This is a genomic window from Erwinia magellanica (genome assembly GCF_039023495.1).
Classification (GTDB): Bacteria; Pseudomonadota; Gammaproteobacteria; order Enterobacterales; family Enterobacteriaceae; genus Erwinia.
This window is the reverse complement of record NZ_JBCHVC010000005.1, coordinates 44,309-63,809: the sequence shown is the minus strand read 5'-3', so window position 1 is coordinate 63,809 and position 19,501 is coordinate 44,309. Positions and strand designations below refer to the sequence as shown.

The window sequence follows — 19,501 nt, the reverse complement described above, 5'->3', positions numbered from 1 at the left end:
GCGGTAGTGAAGACTTACCTTGTCGGTGGCGCGGTACGCGATGCACTGTTAAATCTGCCGGTCAAAGACAAAGATTGGGTAGTTGTGGGTGCCTCACCCGAAGAGATGCAGAACCTGGGCTACGAGCAGGTGGGCCGTGATTTTCCGGTCTTCCTGCATCCAGAGACCCACGAAGAGTATGCTCTGGCCCGGACGGAGCGGAAAAGCGGCAGCGGTTATACCGGCTTTGTCTGCTACTCCGCGCCAGATGTCACTCTTGAGCAGGATTTACAGCGCCGCGACCTGACCATTAACGCTATTGCTCAGGACGAACAGGGCCATTTTTACGATCCCTATCAGGGCCGTGCCGATCTCCAGCAACGCCAGCTGCGGCATGTCTCTCAGGCTTTTCAGGAAGATCCCCTGCGCGTGCTGCGCGTGGCAAGGTTTGCGGCGCGCTTTGCCCATCTCAACTTTGTGGTCGCCGAAGAAACCCAGGCGTTAATGCGCTGGATGGCAGAGAGCGGTGAGCTGAACACGCTGACGCCGGAACGCGTGTGGAAAGAGACTGAAAAAGCGCTGGAAACCCGCAATCCTCAGATCTATTTTCAGGTGCTGCGGGACTGCGGCGCGCTGGCCGTGCTTTTTCCGGAACTGGATAATCTTTACGGCGTCCCTGCCCCGGCGAAATGGCATCCTGAAATTGATACCGGCATCCATACGCTGATGACGCTGGCCATTGCTGCCCAGCTCAGCCCGGAGGTAGATGTCCGCTTTGCCACGCTGTTTCATGATGTCGGCAAGGCGCTGACGCCGCCTGAAAAATGGCCCAGCCATCATGGTCACGGCCCGGCGGGCGTGCCTTTAGTGGCAGCCCTGTGCCAGCGTCTTCGCGTCCCCAACGCCATCCGTGATTTGGCACTGCTGGTAACCGAGTTTCACGATGTGGTGCACACCATTGAACGTCAAAGCCCGGAAACGCTGATCGCGCTCTTTGATCGCATTGATGCCTGGCGAAAGCCGCACCGCGTGGAGCAAATCGCGTTGACCAGTGAAGCGGACGCCCGTGGACGCACAGGATTTGAAAATAATGCCTATCCTCAGGGGGATATTCTGCGTAAAGCGTTTGAAATTGCCCTGGGCGTATCTACAAAAGAGGTGGTTGCAGGCGGATTTAAAGGGGTGGAGGTCAGAGAAGAGTTAACCAGAAGAAGAATTGCCGCCTTGTCCCACTGGAAGCAACAGCAGCTTTAAGGCATTTCCGAAGCCGGGCCTGAAAGGAGCCGGCTTCGGAAAGAAGCGTTTAATCAGACAAAAATCATGTACACCACTGCCGCCACAATAAAGCGATAGATAGCGAAAGGCACAAAGGAGATGCGCTGGATAAGCTTCAGGAAGACTTTAATGGCGATCAGCGCCACGATAAAGGCCACCAGGAAACCTGTGGCAAACATCGGGAAATCGGCCATGGTCAGGAAGCCGTAGCTTTTATAGAGATCCAGCACCGTTGCGCCCATCATCATTGGCACCGCCAGGACGAAGGAGAACTCAGCCGCCGCGTAACGGCTTACGCCCATCAGCATACCGCCAGAAATAGTGGCACCAGAGCGGGAGAAGCCCGGCCACAGCGCCAGACACTGGAAGCAACCGATGATAAACGCCTGACGATAAGTCATGTCATCAATGCCTACCGCTTTCGGCACTTTAGGCTTCAGGTACTCTGCCGCCAGCAGCAGGACGCCGCCGACGACCAGCGCATACATGACATTGATGGGATTAAATAATTGTTTGATTTGGTCGTGAAAAATCAGACCAACCACCACAGCCGGTACCATACCCAGCAGGATATGGATCAGTGAAAGGTGGCCTTTACCTGTGCCTTCGTGCGGGACTTTGCCAAAATGGATGCCAATCAGACCGAACAGGCGACGCCAGAACATCACTACCACAGCTAAGATCGAGCCAAGCTGGATAACCACTTCAAACGTTTCTGCCTTATCGCCCTCAAATCCCAACAGATGACCGACAATGATCATGTGCCCGGTGGAAGAAACAGGGAGAAACTCTGTTAACCCTTCAACAATGCCAAGTATTGCTGCCACCCATAGCTGATGAATATCTGCCATCAAATCTACCCCTATCCGTTTTAAATCCAGTAAAAAGGCGGCTGCTTCACGCACCCGCCAAATTGTGCCTGACAAATATCAGGCCAACCTTAAGACAGAGCATAATGTGGTTTGGTTTCGTCGTGATGGCAATCACATTGAATTTATTTCGGATTAGTCCCGCGTTCAATGATAACGCCAACCTGAGCCGCCTGCGCCACTGCGCCTGGCTTGCTGAGCTTTATGCGCACCCAGGGTGAGTTGAAACGCGCCAGCAGCAGTGAGGCGACTTCTTCAGCCACCCGTTCAACCAGGGCAAATTTGCCCCCCGCTACATGATTAATGATGGCCTCAGAGACATCGGCATAGCTCAGGCAGTCACTGACATCATCACTGGCTGCCGCCTGGCGATTGTCCCAGGCCATTTCGACATCGAACACCAGCTTCTGCTGAATCGTTTGTTCCCACTCGTAAACACCAATGGTAGTGATCACCGACAGTTGTTCTATAAATACGATATCCATGATGCTGGTCTCTGTTTTTGTGGTTGCCGGATACCACTTCCGGCGGATTATGCGTATTATCCACAGATGATGAGAACAAAACGACCCCTAAGGGATGGAACGGTGTTATGAGTGTATTCGCGCTTGGTATGATTCTTTTCGCGTATCTGTGCGGCTCCATTTCCAGCGCGATCCTGGTTTGCCGTCTGTTCAGATTGCCCGATCCTCGCCTCAATGGCTCAGGAAACCCTGGCGCCACCAACGTATTGCGCATTGGCGGAAAAATCCCTGCGGTTCTGGTGCTGGTATTTGACGTTCTTAAAGGCATGCTGCCGGTCTGGCTGGCTTACCACTATGGCGTCTCTCCGCTTTACCTGGGCCTTATCGCCATTGCCGCCTGCCTGGGCCACATCTATCCTCTCTTTTTCCATTTCAAGGGAGGCAAAGGCGTGGCGACCGCTTTTGGTGCCATTGCGCCTATCGGCTGGGATTTAACCGGGTTAATGACCGGGACATGGCTTCTCACCGTGCTGCTGAGCGGCTACTCCTCGCTGGGTGCCATTATCAGCGCCCTGATTGCGCCTTTCTACGTCTGGTGGTTTAAACCCCAGTTAACCTTCCCTGTCGCGATGCTCTCTTGCCTGGTCCTGCTGCGCCACCATGACAATATTCAACGTTTATGGCGTGGGCAGGAAACAAAGATCTGGAAGAAGAAGAAGAAAGAAAAACGGCCAGTTGAGTGAGCTGCCGCAGGCAGGAACAAGCAGATGATGCCGTAAATAAAAAACGCCCGATGAGGATTCATCAGGCGCTTAGCAGGAAGCTCTGTTTACAGGCTAAGCAATAGCTGGCAATTCAGCCAATGGCCAGCGTGGGCGCACCGTGACGCTCAGTTCCGCATGAGCACCGCCCCGCAGACGAACCAACCCGGCATAGGCGATCATTGCCCCATTATCGGTGCAGAACTCAGGTCGCGCATAAAAGACTTCGCCCCCGCGCGCTTTCATGACCTCAGCCATTTTGCTGCGTAACGTCCGGTTAGCACTGACGCCGCCAGCAATCACCAGCCGTTTAAAGCCGGTCTGCTCCAGCGCGCGTTTGCATTTGATCGCCAGCGTATCAACCACCGCATCCTCAAACGCGCGGGCAATATCGGCGCGGGTCTGAGCATCATCGCTGTTTTCACGGATGGTATTAGCTGCAAACGTCTTTAAGCCGGAAAAGCTGAAATCGAGTCCCGGACGGTCGGTCATCGGACGCGGGAAGACAAAACGCTTTTCTGTTCCAGCCTGCGCCATCTTAGAGAGCAGCGGGCCACCTGGATAATCCAGCCCCAGCAGCTTCGCCGTTTTATCGAACGCCTCTCCAGCCGCGTCATCAACGGACTCGCCCAGCAGGCTGTATTCGCCGATACCCGTTACGCTGATAAGCTGGGTGTGGCCGCCAGAGACCAGCAGCGCCACAAAAGGAAAGTTCGGCGGGTTCTCTTCCAGCATCGGTGCCAGCAGGTGCCCTTCCATATGGTGTACCGGGATAGCCGGCACATCCCAGGCAAAGGCCAGAGAGCGACCAATAGTGGCGCCGACCAGTAATGCACCGACCAGGCCCGGCCCTGCGGTATAGGCAACCGCATCAATATCCTGCGCCTGTAATCCCGCCTCTTGCAGAGCAGCCTGAATAAGCGGCACCGTTTTGCGCACGTGATCGCGCGACGCCAGTTCCGGCACTACGCCGCCGTAATCGGCGTGCAGTTTAACCTGGCTGTAAAGTTGATTGGCGAGTAAACCGGCCGCCTCATCGTAAATGGCGATCCCCGTTTCATCGCAGGATGTTTCAATTCCGAGTACACGCATGACTTTTTTACCTCATTCTTGCGGCGCGCAGTGTAGCATGAAGGCCAGGCTGGAGCCGCCAATTTTGCACTTTAAAGCCTGACTGCCTGATAATGCAGAGGAAAATATTTTCGCGCCCGCACCTGCATTGATGTATACTCCTTCGCCTGAAAAAAACCGGCAGTGGCACAGGCGCATCTGTTGGTGACATTATGCTATGGTGCTTTACAACGCGGCCTGTGTTGGAGTAAAATTCCGCACCATTTTGAAACAAGCTGGCACCGACGTCAGCAACAAAACCGAATTTATCGAGGTGAGAGTTACATGCCGGTAATTAAAGTACGTGAAAACGAGCCCTTTGACGTAGCACTGCGTCGCTTCAAGCGTTCTTGCGAGAAAGCAGGCGTTCTGGCTGAAGTTCGTCGTCGTGAGTTTTATGAAAAACCGACTACCGAACGTAAGCGCGCTAAAGCGTCTGCTGTTAAACGCCACGCGAAGAAATTGGCTCGCGAAAACGCACGCCGTACTCGTCTGTACTAATCTTTGAGGGTTCGCCCTCACGCAATACAGATAAGTAAGTAGTTAAGAAGGCCGTGCTTTCCGGAAGGAATGCGCGGCTTGTTCTCGTTTATGAGCTGATAAACCGGGGCTTATGGCTGGACGAATTCCACGTGTATTTATCAATGACTTGCTGGCACGCACGGACATCGTGGATCTTATCGATGCGCGCGTAAAGTTAAAGAAGCAGGGCAAGAATTATCACGCGTGCTGTCCTTTCCATAACGAAAAAACCCCCTCTTTCACCGTGAACGGTGAAAAACAGTTTTACCACTGCTTCGGCTGTGGCGCTCACGGCAATGCTGTCGACTTCCTGATGAATTACGATCGTCTGGAATTTGTGGAGAGCATTGAGGAGCTGGCTACGCTTTACGGCCTTGAAGTGCCCTATGAAAGCGGCACTGGCCCCAGCCAGCTTGAGCGCCATCAGCGCCAGAGTCTCTATCAATTGATGGGCGGCCTGAACGAGTTTTATCAGCAGTCGCTTTCTCAGAGTCAGGCATCAGGCGCGCGCGAATACCTCGCTAATCGTGGTCTGAGTGACGATGTCATCAAGCATTTCTCTATTGGCTTCGCGCCCGCCGGCTGGGATAACGCCCTGAAGCGATTTGGTCGCAATCAGGACGATCGTCAGGCATTGATCGATGCGGGTATGCTGGTCACTAATGACCAGGGCCGCAGTTACGACCGCTTCCGCGAACGGGTGATGTTCCCGATCCACGACAAGCGCGGGCGGGTGATAGGATTTGGCGGTCGCGTGCTTGGCGATGGAGTGCCGAAATACCTTAACTCGCCGGAAACGGATATTTTTCATAAGGGCCGGCAGTTGTATGGCCTCTATGAAGCGCAAAAAAAGCATCCTGAACCGGCGAAGCTGCTGGTGGTAGAAGGCTATATGGACGTGGTGGCGCTGGCGCAGTTTGGCATCGATTATGCCGTTGCGTCGTTGGGAACCTCTACCACGCCTGAGCATATTCAACTTCTTTTCCGCACGACCGATAACGTTATATGTTGCTACGACGGCGACAGAGCGGGCCGGGAAGCAGCATGGCGGGCGCTGGAAACCGCATTGCCTTACATGAATGACGGTCGTCAACTACGCTTTATGTTCCTGCCGGATGGCGAAGATCCGGATACGCTGGTGCGTAAAGAGGGGAAAGAGGCTTTTGAAGCCAGGATGGAGCAGGCTATGCCGCTCTCCGCTTTCCTGTTTGATACGCTGCTGCCGCAGGTGGATTTGCGTTCACCGGATGGTCGCGCTCAGCTTAGTACGCTGGCATTGCCGCTGATCAGTCAGGTTCCCGGTGAAACGTTACGCATCTATTTGCGGCAGACGCTGGGCAGCAAGCTGGGCATTCTGGATGATACTCAGCTGGATAAGCTGATGCCTAAGCAGAGCGAGAACGCGAAACCGCCGCAGCAGCCGCAGCTTAAACGCACCACCATGCGTATACTGATTGGGTTACTGATACAGAATCCGTCGCTGGCGGCAATGGTTCCGCCACTTGAAGGGTTACAGGCGTCAGAGCTGGCGGGTTTTCCGCTATTTGTTGAGTTAGTGAGCACTTGCGTTGCTCATCCTGGCCTGACCACCGGACAGCTACTAGAGTTATACCGTGGAACAAAATTTAGCCAGAGCCTTGAAACTCTGGCCACCTGGAACCACATGATCGTAGAAGATGAAGTGGAAACCATGTTTAAGGACTCGCTGGCCAGCATGTATGACGCGGCGCTGGAACGCCGCTTAGAATTCTTAATTGCCAGAGAAAGGACGCATGGGCTGGATGCAAATGAGCGCCGGGAATACTGGTATTTAAACCAGGAGTTCGCTAAAAAACCCGGCTCAACCAGCTGATATCTGTAGCCTTTAATACATTTAAAAGCGTATATCGCCAGGTCAGTCTGGACGCTGCCAGCGTTCAAAATGACAAGCAAGATAGCGTCAAACAAAAATTCTAGCGGCTTAAGTGCCGAATATGCGCCAGGTCGAGCCTGGCAGCCGCTTCGATGGGCAGCGGCAAAAATCCAACGCCCTCACTGTTATTGTTGGCATCATGCATAGCTGACCGACACCAATCTAATTTAACAGAAGTGTGGATACCGTCTTATGGAGCAAAACCCGCAGTCACAGCTTAAGCTTCTTGTCACCCGTGGTAAAGAGCAAGGCTATCTGACCTATGCCGAGGTCAATGACCATCTGCCGGAAGATATCGTCGACTCCGATCAGATCGAAGACATCATTCAGATGATCAACGATATGGGCATACAGGTTGTGGAAGAAGCGCCTGATGCCGACGATCTGATGCTGAACGAAAACAGCAGCGACACGGACGAAGATGCTGCCGAAGCGGCTGCTCAAGTGTTATCCAGCGTTGAATCTGAAATCGGACGTACTACTGACCCGGTTCGCATGTACATGCGTGAAATGGGTACCGTTGAACTGCTGACGCGCGAAGGCGAAATCGACATCGCTAAACGCATCGAAGACGGTATCAACCAGGTTCAGTGTTCCGTTGCTGAATATCCGGAAGCGATTACCTATTTGCTGGAGCAGTACGATCGCGTTGAAGCAGGCGAAGCTCGCCTCTCTGATATGATCACCGGCTTTGTCGATCCTAACGCTGAAGCAGATATCGCCCCTACAGCAACACACGTAGGGTCTGAGCTTTCTGAAGAAGAGCGCAATGACGACGAAGATGAAGATGAAGAAGATGACGACACTGCTGACGATGACAACAGCATTGATCCGGAACTGGCGCGCGAGAAGTTTAACGACCTTCGCGTTCAGTACGAGAAAGCGCGTACCGTTATCAAAGCGAAAGGCCGCAGTCACGCCGATGCCGTTGCCGAAATTCAGAATCTTTCTGACGTATTCAAACAGTTCCGCCTGGTGCCGAAGCAATTCGATTTCCTGGTAAACAACATGCGCACCATGATGGACCGCGTTCGTACGCAAGAACGCCTGATCATGAAGCTCTGTGTTGAAATCTGTAAGATGCCGAAGAAAAACTTCATCACCCTGTTTACCGGCAATGAAACCAGCGAAACCTGGTTTAAAGCAGCTCTGGCGATGAACAAGCCCTGGTCTGAAAAACTGAAAGATGTCGCTGAAGATGTGCAGCGTAGTCTGATGAAGCTTGGCCAGATTGAAGAAGAGACCGGCCTGACAATTGAGCAGGTTAAGGACATCAACCGTCGTATGTCTATCGGTGAAGCCAAGGCTCGCCGTGCGAAGAAAGAGATGGTTGAAGCAAACTTGCGTCTGGTTATCTCCATTGCCAAAAAGTACACCAACCGTGGCTTGCAGTTCCTGGACCTGATTCAGGAAGGTAACATCGGTCTGATGAAAGCGGTTGATAAGTTTGAATATCGCCGTGGTTATAAGTTCTCAACTTATGCCACCTGGTGGATCCGTCAGGCGATTACCCGTTCCATTGCTGACCAGGCGCGCACCATTCGTATTCCGGTGCATATGATTGAGACCATTAACAAGCTCAACCGTATCTCTCGTCAGATGCTACAGGAAATGGGCCGCGAGCCGACACCGGAAGAGCTGGCCGAGCGCATGCTGATGCCGGAAGATAAGATCCGTAAGGTGCTGAAAATCGCTAAAGAGCCGATCTCCATGGAGACGCCGATTGGTGATGATGAAGATTCGCATCTGGGTGATTTTATCGAAGACACCACGCTGGAGCTGCCGCTGGACTCTGCCACTTCTGAGAGCCTGCGTTCTGCCACGCACGACGTGCTGGCTGGCCTGACCGCTCGTGAAGCGAAAGTGCTGCGTATGCGCTTTGGTATTGATATGAATACCGACCATACGCTGGAAGAAGTGGGCAAACAGTTTGACGTGACGCGTGAACGTATCCGTCAGATTGAAGCGAAGGCGCTGCGTAAACTTCGCCATCCAAGCCGCTCTGAAGTACTGCGTAGCTTCCTGGACGATTAATCGTTCTGAGCAGCTAAAAAGCACCGCCTGAACTGCCTGCCAAAAATTGGGCAATTCATGTTAAGCGGTTTAAGGGCCTGGGTTTGGTATTCTGCCGAACTCAGGCCTTTTAATTTCAGTCTGATCCGTTCGTTATTGTTGTTATGGACAGAGTCCTCTGTCGCCTTGTTCATTTCGTTGATACTGCTGAACTGAGTCAGGTAAAAACATTCCGATTTCTGCGTACTAAATAAGTTCTCCTTCACCGCCTTATCCACGCCGTTTCCTTTGCGCGACATACTTTATCCCACTCCCTGTACCTTTAACTTTACCTGATAGTTTGCCATCCGGTACAGCCAGACCTGATTCCAGTGCAACAACAGGGTATCTTCTGGCCCAGCCTGTTGCAGATCTGTTGCATCCAGGCACTGTACCAACAGTCAGAAATAAACGTTTTGGTTCACGACTCACTGCCTTCATTAATATTTCGGACAGACAGTTTCCATTATTAGGTATACTCAGATCTGCATCTGACAGGGATCATTAAAAATCAGTTGGTCAGTTTATTTAAAACAAGGAGCAGTCATGATGGATAAACAACCGGATCAGCTACGTCGCTTATTAGTTAAAACACCTTTTCTGGCCCCATTATTAGCTACATTGCCGACGACAGCAAAAGAGAAACTTTTCTATTCCCTTAATGGCGATAAGGCGGCAGGTTCTGTTGCGTCTCAGAGTCAGACGCTGCTGCTGAAAAACGCAAATATGGTCGTGACCATGGATAAAGACAAGCGCGAAATAAAAAACGGCTGCGTCTTTATCAAAGGCAATACGATAGTTGCCGTCGGTTCGGAAAGCGAAGTGCCGCAAACGGCAGACAGAGTTATCGAGCTGAGAGGTCATATCGTTATTCCAGGTCTGATTAACACTCACCACCATATGTATCAGAGCCTGACTCGCGTAGTACCTGCTGCTCAGGACGGAGAACTTTTTACCTGGCTGACCGCACTGTATCCTGTCTGGGAAAAACTGACCCCGGAAATGATGAAAATCGCGACCAAAACCGCAATGGCAGAGCTGATGCTTTCAGGCTGTACCACTTCCAGCGATCACCAGTATGTGTACCCGAACGGCATCAAGCTCGATCACAGTATTGAAGCGGCGCAGGAGATGGGAATGCGTTTTCATGCCTGTCGCGGCAGTATGAGCGTGGGCAAAAAGCAGGGAGGCCTGCCGCCGGATTCTATCGTTGAAGATGAGAAGTTCATCCTCAAAGATACTCAGCGCGTGATTGAGCAGTTCCACGACGCTGAACGCGGCGCGATGATCCGCATAGTGGTTGCGCCTTGCTCACCGTTCTCGGTCAGCGAAGGGCTGATGCGTGATTCCGCGAAGCTTGCCCGTGCACACGGTGTTTCCCTGCATACGCACCTGGCGGAAAACGTCAGCGATATCGAATACAGCAAAAAGACTTTTAACAAAACGCCGGCACAGTATGTGGAAGATCTGGAGTGGGTCGGTCACGACGTATGGCATGCGCACTGTGTGAAGCTTGATGATTACGGCATGAAGCTGTTTGCCCGCACCGGTACTGGTGTTGCTCACTGCCCTTGCTCCAACATGCGCTTGGGTTCGGGTATCGCGCCAGTGCGCCCTATGCTGGATGCTGGCATGCACGTGGGTCTGGGCGTGGACGGTTCTGCCTCTAACGACAGCTCCGATATGATTGGCGAAGTGCGTCAGGCTCTGCTGCTGCAACGAGTGGGTTTCGGCCCGGAAGCGTTGACCGCACGTGAAGCGCTGGAAATCGCCACCCTTGGCGGTGCGAAAAACCTCAATCGAGACGACATTGGTGCGCTGGCACCGGGCATGATGGCGGATATTGCGGTGTTTAACCTGGAAGGCGTTGGTCTTGCTGGCGCGCAACACGATCCGGTTTCCGCACTGGTGTTCTGTAACCCAGGTAAGGTTGCTTACAACATCATCAATGGTCGCGTGGTGGTGGATAACGGTAAGGTGACTACCGTAGATGTACCGGTGATCGTTGAGAAACACAATCGCCTGGCTCATCAACTGGTGGAAGGCTAATCCCTCTGAAGCTGCGCACCGCAGATAAAGACGCCAGGGAAACTCCTGCTCCAGCAGACTGCTTCACCAGGGCCATTGCTGCGAGTAGCATCAACGCAAGGCACTAAAGTTTAACGAGCAGGGGTACTTTAACACACAATAATATGCAGCCTGACGGCCAGACAGCATCGAGTTAGCGGCCTCGCGCAGCCAGCGCCACATCCAGCTCACGATATGCAGCCGTCAGCTTATCCTGAGAAGCGCGGTTCAGCCCGCTGGGGTTGGGCAATACCCACACTTCCGTTTCGCCGATGGTATGCGGCTGTTTGCCCCACTCCACCTTGCTGACTCTGGCCGCCTGCTTCCATGCCTGTTTACCCAGCACCGCTAAAGCATAGGGCTGGTAGATCTGAATTTTCTCAATCAGCGTCCTGCCCCCTTCACGCAATTCGTCACGCGACAGCTCAGTGGCTTCCCTGGTGGGACGCTCCACCAGCATGGTAATACCGCAGCCGGTATCCAGCAGCTGCTGTTCCTGTTCCGGCTTCAGCTGGTGGGTCGTAAAGCCCGCCAGCCAGATCGTTTTCCAGAAGCGGTTCCCTTTATGGGCAAAATGGAAGCCGGTATGGGCAGAGGATTTACCGGGATTGATGCCACAAAAAACCACGCGCAATCCCGGTGCCAGGATATCCGTTATCGTATGTTCATCGGTCTCGCTCACGTTTGCTCCTTGTTCAGTTACGGCTGGTCAGCCAGTATGAAATAGCCCGCCCTCAACTCCCCTCTGTGTCGACAGCGTAGCGGGGAGCATCCGTGAGGTGGAGGCATGACGGGGATTATTATGGAAAATAAATCCCGTTATGCAAAGAAAGCCGCTCAGTTCTGCTGAAAAGCCTGACGTAGCCAGTGGATAAAAGTGCTGACGGCTCGGGGTACCTGAGCAGACCAGGGGCGCACCACATACAAAGTGGTGGCAAAGGCCCCTGTTGTTTGCCATTCAGGCAATATTTCCACCAGTCGCCCCTCGCGCAGCGCAGACCGCGCGCTGAAATCGGGCAAAAGCGCAATCCCCAGCCCTTCTAACGCGGCATCGCGGATAGATTCGCTGTTATTGGTCGCAAAGGGGCCGGAAACGTTGACCGTTACCGCTGCCTGCCCCTCTTGCAGCGCAGTAAATGTCCAGCGGGGCGTTTCAGTACCTCGGGGATAATAAAGACATTGATGAGCACTGAGTTCTTCCGGCGTCTGCGGAAATCCGTGTTCAGCCAGATAAGCGGGCGACGCCACCACCTGAGCGCGGGTGGCGCAAAGCGGAAGCGCAACGTGCGTTTCCGGCAAAGTGTCGCTGTGACGAATAGCCAGGTCGAAGCCTTCACTGGCCAGAGAAACCAGCCGGTCAGAGACTTCTAACTGCACGCGAACCTGCGGGTGCTCACGCAGAAACGCGGTGATATGGGGAACCAGCTGTTGACGGGCAAAAGCTACGGGTGCCGTAACGCGTATTAAGCCGCGCAGCGGGCCTGCGGAATCACGCACGCTGAAAAAGCTCTGTTCGATTTGGGCGAAAGGCAGCCGTAGCTCCTCTACCAGCTTCTCCCCCGCGCTGGTGAGCCGCACGCTGCGCGTGGTACGCGTCACCAGAGGCACTCCGGCAAACTGCTCCAGCTCCTTAATTTTCTGACTCATGGCCGCTTTGCTGACTTCAAGCCTTTCTGCTGCCCCGGTAAAACTCCCCTGCTCAGCCAGTATCGTCAACCAATGCAGGTGTACCCACAGGGCGTCACGCTTTGCCTCTTTCATTTATTGTTCACTATAGTAAATAATCAATTCAAGTATAGCGCTTTTTCCCACCGCTTATTCACCGTAAAGTGGCTTCCAACATAGCCGCAGATAGTCTGTTGTTCTCTCTGTGGATTTAACTGAAATCAGGGGGAAAGATATGCCATTACTGCAATTTGATGTAATTCAGGGTCGTTCAGAATCAGAGATGAGAACGTTGCTGGATGCCGCTCACCGTGCGGTGCTGACTGCGTTTAAGGTTCCGCAACGCGATCGTTACCAGATTGTTCATGAAAACAAAGCTTATCAGATGGTTTTTGAAGATACCGGCCTGGGGCTGACGCGTACCGATAACCTGGTTATGGTTCGGGTGTTCACCAGTCCACGCAGCGACGAGCAGAAACAGTTCTTTATGGCGGAGCTGTGCCGGGAGCTGAAAGAGAGCTGCGGTATTTCAGGTAGCGACGTGATGATCAGTTTTATCACTAACAGCAAAGGTGACTGGAGCTTTGGCAACGGCGTGGCGCAATATATGACTGGCGATTTGTAACCGAGATGGCTTAGCACGCTTATGTGCATGGTGATGAAGCAGCGTTTTTTCAGGGCAGGAAGCAGGCGCACTGGCTGAATAAAAACGCTCCGGCGCAGGCCGGAGCGTTGCTGGTTTCGCTTAACCGTGAGGAGAAAATGGCTCCCTGCGGCGTTCAGGAAATCAGAAGTCGTAACGCAGACGAACCAGGTTCATGTCACCCAGGTTGTCGGTGCTGGAGGTGAACACGTGCTCGTAATCGACGCGGAAGCCGTAATCCAGCTGGAAGGTCACGCCTACACCGTTATCGATGCGCTGGTAATCACGACCGCTGATGTACTCCAGACGGTCACCCATAACGTATGGCATAAAGGTTTTCAGGCCATACTGCCCAACCGGGATGGTGTAACCGGCCAGATATTCGACTCCCCACGCATCTCCAGCGAAGTAGTTATCCACGTCTACACGTTTGGTGGTCAGGAAGTTCTCGTAGTAACCGCCGCCGACCGAGAAGGTCCAGTTGTCTGGTTTCCAGCTCAGGGAGGTTCCATAGATGTTCTGGTCGTAGGCTTTTGAATCATCGTTACCAGGGTTGCGTATCTCGGCACGGGTATAGTTCCAGGCCGCGCCCCAGGTGAGGTCTTTGGTCAGGTGATAATCCACGCCCAGCGAACCGCCGCCGTTACGCTTGTAGCGCAGGCCGTTGCCCGGCAGATATTCGCTGTCTTCAAACAGGTAAGAAGCATAGACGTCAGCATCGCCAAAGGTGTTTTTGTACTTCAGCATTTTACGGGAACGATAGGAGCCGTCGTAATCACCGTTGATGCCGTTACCCGGTGCCTGCGCCAACATATCGTAGTCCCAGATATCGGTTTTTGCGCCAACAACATCGTAATAAACGCTGTTTTGCTGACCAAACGTCAGCTTACCCCAGGTTTTACTCTGGAAGCCGGTATAGAGCATACGGCGGCTGGTGTTGTTCGCGCCGTCAGCATGGTGGTTGTCCCAGCCGAGCACGGCCGGAATATTCACGCCCAGCTCGTAGTAACCCACCCAGCTTACATCATCAAACAGGTAGTAATCCGCCAGGAAACGGAAGCGGGTGCCGCCATCAAAACCGTTACGCTTATAGGAACCTTTATCCCCGTCGCCTGTCAGATTGTTGAATTGTGGACGAATACTGCCACCAACAGTGAAGTTCAGACGGCTGAGCGGGTCGCCAGCCTGAGGGTCAGCTTTCAGAACGGTAATTTCAGCATGAGCGGCAAACGACGCACTGCCCACCAGCAGCCCCAGACCAATGGCCTGAGTTAAAACGCGCATTTTTGTTAACATTATAATTCCCTGATAAGAATAGTCTTAGATTTTCCGGGTGAGATAGTAGCCCGAGAAGCATGTCAAAACGTAAATTTATATGACCCTTTTGTGCGGTTTTTCTTACATAATCCTTAAGAAAATATGTCCTTTGACGCAAATGCACACAAATATGGCCATTTTGTGCGGTATTTGATTTATGTCATGCCTGTTGTCTGCCTCTGGCTCCGCTGGTTTTACGTTTTTATCCCCGCAGGCCCCTGCCGTTCCACTTAACACTTTTGCAACGCAACAGTGGTGTTCTCCCCTTGCCTGGCTATACCTCACAGAGGCTCGTCGATCGGGAGGAAGGCATGACATCAGAGAGCAGAAAGCCAGAAGGACGTAGTGCGCGCCTGGCGCGGCTCCGCCAACTTACCCGCGTGCCCGTGCTGATTGTTGGCGGAGGGATCAACGGTATCAGCACCTTTCGTGAGCTGGCTTTGCAGGGGGTCCCGGTCGTGATGGTGGAGAAAGATGACTGGTGCCAGGCAGCCAGCGGGGCACTTTCACGTATGATCCATGGCGGATTACGTTATCTGGAAACCGGTGAGTTTGGACTGGTTAAAGAGGCCGTTCAGGAGCGGGATCGGCTGCTGAAAAATGCTCCACACTACGTTGCGCCTTTGCGTACTACCCTGCCCATTGGCAGCCGGACCGGCGGGCTGCTGAATGCCGGCAAACGCTTTTTGCAGCTTTCAGACCAGCCCAGCCGACGCGGCGCCCTGGTGGTTAAAACGGGACTGACACTTTACGACACCTGGTCCCGCCAGTTTGGCACCATGCCCAGGCATCAGATGCATAATCAGCAGCAAACGCAGCAGCGCTGGCCAGGGTTTGCCAGGTGGGTGAAATACAGCGCGGCCTATTATGATGCGTGGATCGCCGCGCCGGAACGCCTGGGTTTTGAGTTGATTGAGGATGCTGAACGCGCGGCGCCCAATGCCCTGGCGCTGAATTATCTCAGCCTTGAGCAGTGCGACGGCGAAAAGCTCACCCTGCGCGATCGCCAAAGCGGCGAAACGTTCACCCTGGCGGCCCATGTTGTGGTGAACGCTACCGGCGCCTGGATTGATCAGCTTAACGGCACGTTAAGCCCCGCCCTGCCCCCCAACAAACTGATTGGCGGCACCAAAGGCTCACATCTGATTATTCGCAGTCCGGCGCTGTTGCAGATGCTGGATGGCGAAATGGTCTATTACGAAAACCAGGAGGGGCGGGTCTGTATTATGTTCCCGTGGTACGGCAATGTGCTGGTTGGTTCAACCGATATACGGGTAGATAATCCGGATGTGGTGTGTGAAGAAGAGGAGCAGAACTATATTCTGGACTCCCTGCGTTTTATTTTCCCCGCTTTGCAGGTGAGTAAGGAAGATGTGCTTTATACCTTCAGCGGCGTGCGCCCGTTGCCCGCCAGCGAAGCTACTGTCAACGGTACGATATCCCGTAACCACTCGCTAATCCTGCTGCCGCCTCTTGCCGGGCGGGACTTCACCACGCTCTGTCTGGTTGGAGGCAAATGGACCACATTCCGCAGTTTCGGTGAAGAAGCCGCTGACCGGGTCCTGAAGCTGCTGGGGGAAAAACGGAAAGTGAGCACCGTGGAGCTGCCAATTGGCGGCGGCAGTCATTTTCCGGGTGCCGCAGGCAGGCAGGGGTGGATAAAGCAGCAGAGCAGCCTCTATGCGCTGTCACCGCTGCGCACTGCTCAGTTACTCTCCCGCTACGGTACGCGTGCACAAGCAGTAATGGCTTTTATGCAGCAGCAACCCGACACGCTGTTGCAGGCCCACCCGGAGTGGAGCCAGAACGAGCTGCGCTTCCTTATCAGGTATGAACAGGTAGAGACTCTGGAGGATTTGCTGATCAGGCGTACGCACCTTGCTGTCAGCGGCCAGCTCACCCTGCCGCTGGTTGAAGAGGTGGCTGCACTGCTGGCGCAGGAGCGTAGCTGGTCTTCTCAGTATGCGAAACAGCATGTTGCGGAAACCCTTGCGCGTCTGGCTGCCCGGCATGGGCTTGGCAGGCTTTTAACGCCATCCTGAGTTCGCCTCGCTCCCTCTCTGGCGCGTCTTTAAAACCGCCCACGGCTGGCGGCGAGATAAAAGGCCTGACGTTACCCGCAGTATAGTGTGACTTAAATCTGAATTCCTGCATCTGACCAGCTGTTCAGCCAGCGAACCACCCTATTAATTTTACTTAACAATAAAAAGAGTTCCCCAGCCATGAGCGCACGCTCTCCCTGATACCAGGTCCTTTCGGGCGAACAAATCCGCTGTAATAGGTTAATTTCCTCGATGTACAACTCATACAAAGTTAAACAAAGTGTAAACAGACTGCAATGAAATGGCCATGCGGTGACATTTTTCTGTGCCACCCCAATATTGCCAGGGATAATTCGCTGCGCTAAATTGGCTTATTCCGCGCAGATCTTCCCCCTTTCACCGGCACAGGACGGGGATCGCGCCAGTTTGAGGATAAAAATAACTTATGGGTTCAGAATTACTTTCGCTGGTACTGTTTATTGCTTCGGTAACGCTTTACACCTGGAAAGCGGGAAGGAACAAACTTTGGTTTACCGCGATTTTGTTGTTTTTAGGCATCTATATCATTCTTAATGCCTCTCTGCTGGCGAGCAATTATTTTACCGGTGAAGGAATTAACGACGCGGTTATTTACACCATTACCAGCAGCCTGAGCGGTGCGGGGGTCAGTAAATATATTCTGCCTGCGGCCGGTCTTATTGTGATTCTGGTGCTGCTGTTTATATTTTTATCCTGGGTTTTGCGCCTGCGTAAAGGGCATAGTACCAGCCAGTTCTATAGTCTGCTAGCGGTGATCCTGGCGCTGGGTTCTATTAACACTACCCCCGCCTATCAGCAGGTTACCAGCCTGATTAAATCGCAGGTTGGAAAAGGCAACTCAGACTTTTACACCCATTATAAAGTGCCGGGGAAACAGATTCAGGGTGATAAGCCCAATCTGGTCTATATCTATGCCGAGAGCCTGGAGCGCACCTATTTTGATGAAAAAGCGTTTCCGGGTCTGGCACCCGAGCTGAACCAGATTAAAAACAACGCCACAGACTTCAGTAATACGGAACAGCTGCCCGGCACGGAATACACCATCGCCGGGATGGTGGCTTCGCAATGCGGTATTCCCCTGTTTGCTCCCTTTGATGGCAACGCCTCCAGCTCGCTCTCCACTTTTTACCCGCAAAACGTCTGCCTGGGCGATATCCTGAAGTCGTCCGGTTATCAGAACTACTTTTATCAGGGCGCCAGCCTGAGCTTTGCCGGTAAGGATCTGTTTCTCTCTTCCCACGGTTTTGATCATCTTTATGGCCTGAACGAACTGAAAAGCGTGGTGAAAGACCAGAGTTACCGCAACGACTGGGGTTGGTATGACGACACGGTGCTGGATGTGGTGTTTGATAAATATCTGGAGCTTGCCCGTAAGAACCGCCCTTTTTCGCTGTTTGCGCTAACCGTCGATACCCATCATCCCGATGGCTTTATCTCGCGCAGCTGCCAGCGCAAAGCCTATCCGTATGAAGGTCAGGCCAATAAATCGTTTGCCGCCGTGGCCTGTAGCCAGGAGCATATCGCGCGCCTGATCCAGCGCATTCAGGCTACCCCTTACTTTAAAAATACGATTATTGTGGTCAGCTCTGACCATCTGGCGATGAATAACACCGCTTATAAATATCTCAACCAGCATAACCGCAGCGACCTGTTCTTTATGGTGCGCGGGGATAATGTCAGCAGCAAAGTGATCCCGGTTAAACGCAGCACGCTGGATAATGGCGCAACCGTGCTGGATGCGATGGGCGGCGACAACTTTATTGGGCTGGGGCGCAGCAGCCTCTCTTCCACTTCAATGGCCGCCACCTATCTTAATATCAAAGAGAAAATAAACGAGTGGAAGCCGGACGTCATCAAACTGTGGAATTTCCCAAAGGTGATTTCAGATTACAAAATTGATACCGACAAAAATACCTTCAGCTTCTCTGGCGTGCACTTCAAGCTGCCGCTCCTGCTCTCTGTGATGCCCAATAAAATTGAGCCAAAGTTTGATGTCTATCTGGCGGCTCCGCTGAAACAGCAGCTGGCAAAATTTGCCCCCGACGAGAAATTTGTCTGGATCGATCGCTGCTTTAAGATGGGCGACGTCTGGGATAAGAAGCTGGAGCTGAACCCGAACCTGTGCATAGCGGAAGGAACACTGAACGCTCTGCCGCAGATCCAGCAGGTTAAACCGGGCCTCACGCTGGGCAAAGCGACCTTCAGCCAGACCGGCAAGCAGAGCGACGATCGCTACCAGCAGGCGGTCACACGGCTGCGAATCAGCGATGATGACCTGCGCTACACCGCGGACCGCATTATGTTTGGCCTGCCGGGCCTGCCTGAACAGGTGCAAAAAGTAACCGGCTTATCCTTTATCGAACCCTGGGGTGGACGCTGGTCCGATGCCAATCTGCTTCCTGAAGTCACCGTGCAGTATCTGGAACCTCTGCCAGCAAGCTTCGATCTGACGCTGACCGCGCGGGCATTCGGCAAAAACAGCCAGCAGCCGTTCAGCATAAAAGTGGGGGACATGACCCAGAAAATCACCTTCAGCAACGGTGACAGCACGGTCAAAGTGCATTTCACTAACCCAGGCCAGGCCAGAACCATTGTGATCCAGCCACCCGCACCGGAAGAGACCGCTGAAGGCGCAGTGGACGGGTTTGCTGCCCGCAAACTTGGGATCGGCCTGGTGAGCATGCAGGTTACCGCCACCGAATAAATTGAGAACTGCTTCACAGATTTTCATCAAGTTTTCGCCCCCGCTGCCGATTTACAGGGCTTCGAGGGGCGTAAACAGCA

At 53.3% G+C, this 19,501-nt stretch carries 15 protein-coding genes and 1 pseudogene; 9 read left to right on the top strand and 7 right to left on the bottom strand.

Annotated elements, in window-relative coordinates; translation table 11 throughout:
- Positions 1-6 precede the first annotated feature (6 nt).
- A complete protein-coding gene (locus AAH450_RS17200) occupies positions 7-1,233 on the top strand; it encodes a multifunctional CCA addition/repair protein (RefSeq protein WP_342911308.1) in 1,227 nt (408 codons plus the stop codon).
- A 53-nt stretch (positions 1,234-1,286) separates the two neighbouring features.
- Here AAH450_RS17200 and bacA read toward each other — a convergent pair whose 3' ends face one another.
- Together bacA and folB are read right to left on the bottom strand one after the other, a co-directional pair.
- On the bottom strand, positions 1,287-2,105 hold the full coding sequence (gene bacA, locus AAH450_RS17195; RefSeq protein ID WP_342911545.1) for an undecaprenyl-diphosphate phosphatase: 819 nt from the start codon (positions 2,103-2,105) through the stop codon (positions 1,287-1,289).
- A 143-nt stretch (positions 2,106-2,248) separates the two neighbouring features.
- Positions 2,249-2,608, bottom strand: coding sequence for a bifunctional dihydroneopterin aldolase/7,8-dihydroneopterin epimerase (gene folB / locus AAH450_RS17190; RefSeq protein WP_342911307.1), 360 nt, complete (start codon positions 2,606-2,608; stop codon positions 2,249-2,251).
- Between the two features lie 107 nt (positions 2,609-2,715).
- Here folB and plsY point away from each other — a divergent pair, with 107 nt between their 5' ends.
- Positions 2,716-3,330, top strand: coding sequence for a glycerol-3-phosphate 1-O-acyltransferase PlsY (gene plsY, locus AAH450_RS17185; RefSeq protein ID WP_342911306.1), 615 nt, complete (start codon positions 2,716-2,718; stop codon positions 3,328-3,330).
- 93 nt (positions 3,331-3,423) lie between these two features.
- Here plsY and tsaD read toward each other — a convergent pair whose 3' ends face one another.
- Positions 3,424-4,440, bottom strand: coding sequence for a tRNA (adenosine(37)-N6)-threonylcarbamoyltransferase complex transferase subunit TsaD (tsaD, locus tag AAH450_RS17180; protein ID WP_342911305.1), 1,017 nt, complete (start codon positions 4,438-4,440; stop codon positions 3,424-3,426).
- 303 nt (positions 4,441-4,743) lie between these two features.
- Here tsaD and rpsU point away from each other — a divergent pair, with 303 nt between their 5' ends.
- The 3 genes from rpsU (at position 4,744) to rpoD (ending at position 8,926) form a co-directional block, all read left to right on the top strand.
- Positions 4,744-4,959 carry a 30S ribosomal protein S21 gene (rpsU, locus tag AAH450_RS17175; protein ID WP_001144069.1) on the top strand — a complete coding sequence of 72 codons (216 nt, stop codon included), beginning with the start codon at positions 4,744-4,746 and terminating at the stop codon, positions 4,957-4,959.
- 112 nt (positions 4,960-5,071) lie between these two features.
- A complete protein-coding gene (gene dnaG / locus AAH450_RS17170) occupies positions 5,072-6,832 on the top strand; it encodes a DNA primase (protein ID WP_342911304.1) in 1,761 nt (586 codons plus the stop codon).
- Between the two features lie 252 nt (positions 6,833-7,084).
- Positions 7,085-8,926: an RNA polymerase sigma factor RpoD gene (gene rpoD, locus AAH450_RS17165; RefSeq protein WP_342911303.1), complete on the top strand. Its 1,842-nt coding sequence runs from the start codon at positions 7,085-7,087 to the stop codon at positions 8,924-8,926.
- Positions 8,927-8,994: 68 nt separating this feature from the next.
- On the opposite strand, the pseudogene AAH450_RS21165 reads toward rpoD, so the two are convergent.
- A pseudogene (locus AAH450_RS21165) lies at positions 8,995-9,162 on the bottom strand (IS3 family transposase); the annotation flags it as partial.
- Positions 9,163-9,490: 328 nt separating this feature from the next.
- On the opposite strand from AAH450_RS21165, the gene AAH450_RS17155 reads away from it, so the two are divergent.
- Entirely contained in the window at positions 9,491-10,993 is a 1,503-nt protein-coding gene (locus AAH450_RS17155) for an 8-oxoguanine deaminase (RefSeq protein WP_342911302.1), read from the top strand.
- Positions 10,994-11,165: 172 nt separating this feature from the next.
- On the opposite strand, the gene mug is transcribed toward AAH450_RS17155, so the two are convergent.
- Together mug and AAH450_RS17145 are read right to left on the bottom strand one after the other, a co-directional pair.
- Positions 11,166-11,693, bottom strand: a complete 528-nt coding sequence (gene mug, locus AAH450_RS17150; RefSeq protein ID WP_342911301.1) for a G/U mismatch-specific DNA glycosylase — start codon at positions 11,691-11,693, stop codon at positions 11,166-11,168.
- Positions 11,694-11,848: 155 nt separating this feature from the next.
- Positions 11,849-12,772: a LysR substrate-binding domain-containing protein gene (locus AAH450_RS17145; protein WP_342911300.1), complete on the bottom strand. Its 924-nt coding sequence runs from the start codon at positions 12,770-12,772 to the stop codon at positions 11,849-11,851.
- A gap of 139 nt (positions 12,773-12,911) precedes the next feature.
- On the opposite strand from AAH450_RS17145, the gene AAH450_RS17140 reads away from it, so the two are divergent.
- Positions 12,912-13,301 carry a tautomerase family protein gene (locus AAH450_RS17140; protein WP_342911299.1) on the top strand — a complete coding sequence of 130 codons (390 nt, stop codon included), beginning with the start codon at positions 12,912-12,914 and terminating at the stop codon, positions 13,299-13,301.
- A gap of 162 nt (positions 13,302-13,463) precedes the next feature.
- Here AAH450_RS17140 and AAH450_RS17135 read toward each other — a convergent pair whose 3' ends face one another.
- The gene (locus AAH450_RS17135) at positions 13,464-14,615 is read right to left on the bottom strand and encodes a porin (protein WP_342911298.1); all 1,152 of its coding nucleotides are present in this window, start codon (positions 14,613-14,615) and stop codon (positions 13,464-13,466) included.
- 332 nt (positions 14,616-14,947) lie between these two features.
- Between AAH450_RS17135 and AAH450_RS17130 the strand changes: the two genes are divergently transcribed.
- Positions 14,948-16,678, top strand: coding sequence for a glycerol-3-phosphate dehydrogenase/oxidase (locus AAH450_RS17130; protein WP_342911297.1), 1,731 nt, complete (start codon positions 14,948-14,950; stop codon positions 16,676-16,678).
- A gap of 445 nt (positions 16,679-17,123) precedes the next feature.
- Positions 17,124-19,421, top strand: coding sequence for a phosphatidylglycerol--membrane-oligosaccharide glycerophosphotransferase (opgB, locus tag AAH450_RS17125; RefSeq protein WP_342911296.1), 2,298 nt, complete (start codon positions 17,124-17,126; stop codon positions 19,419-19,421).
- Positions 19,422-19,501 lie beyond the last annotated feature (80 nt).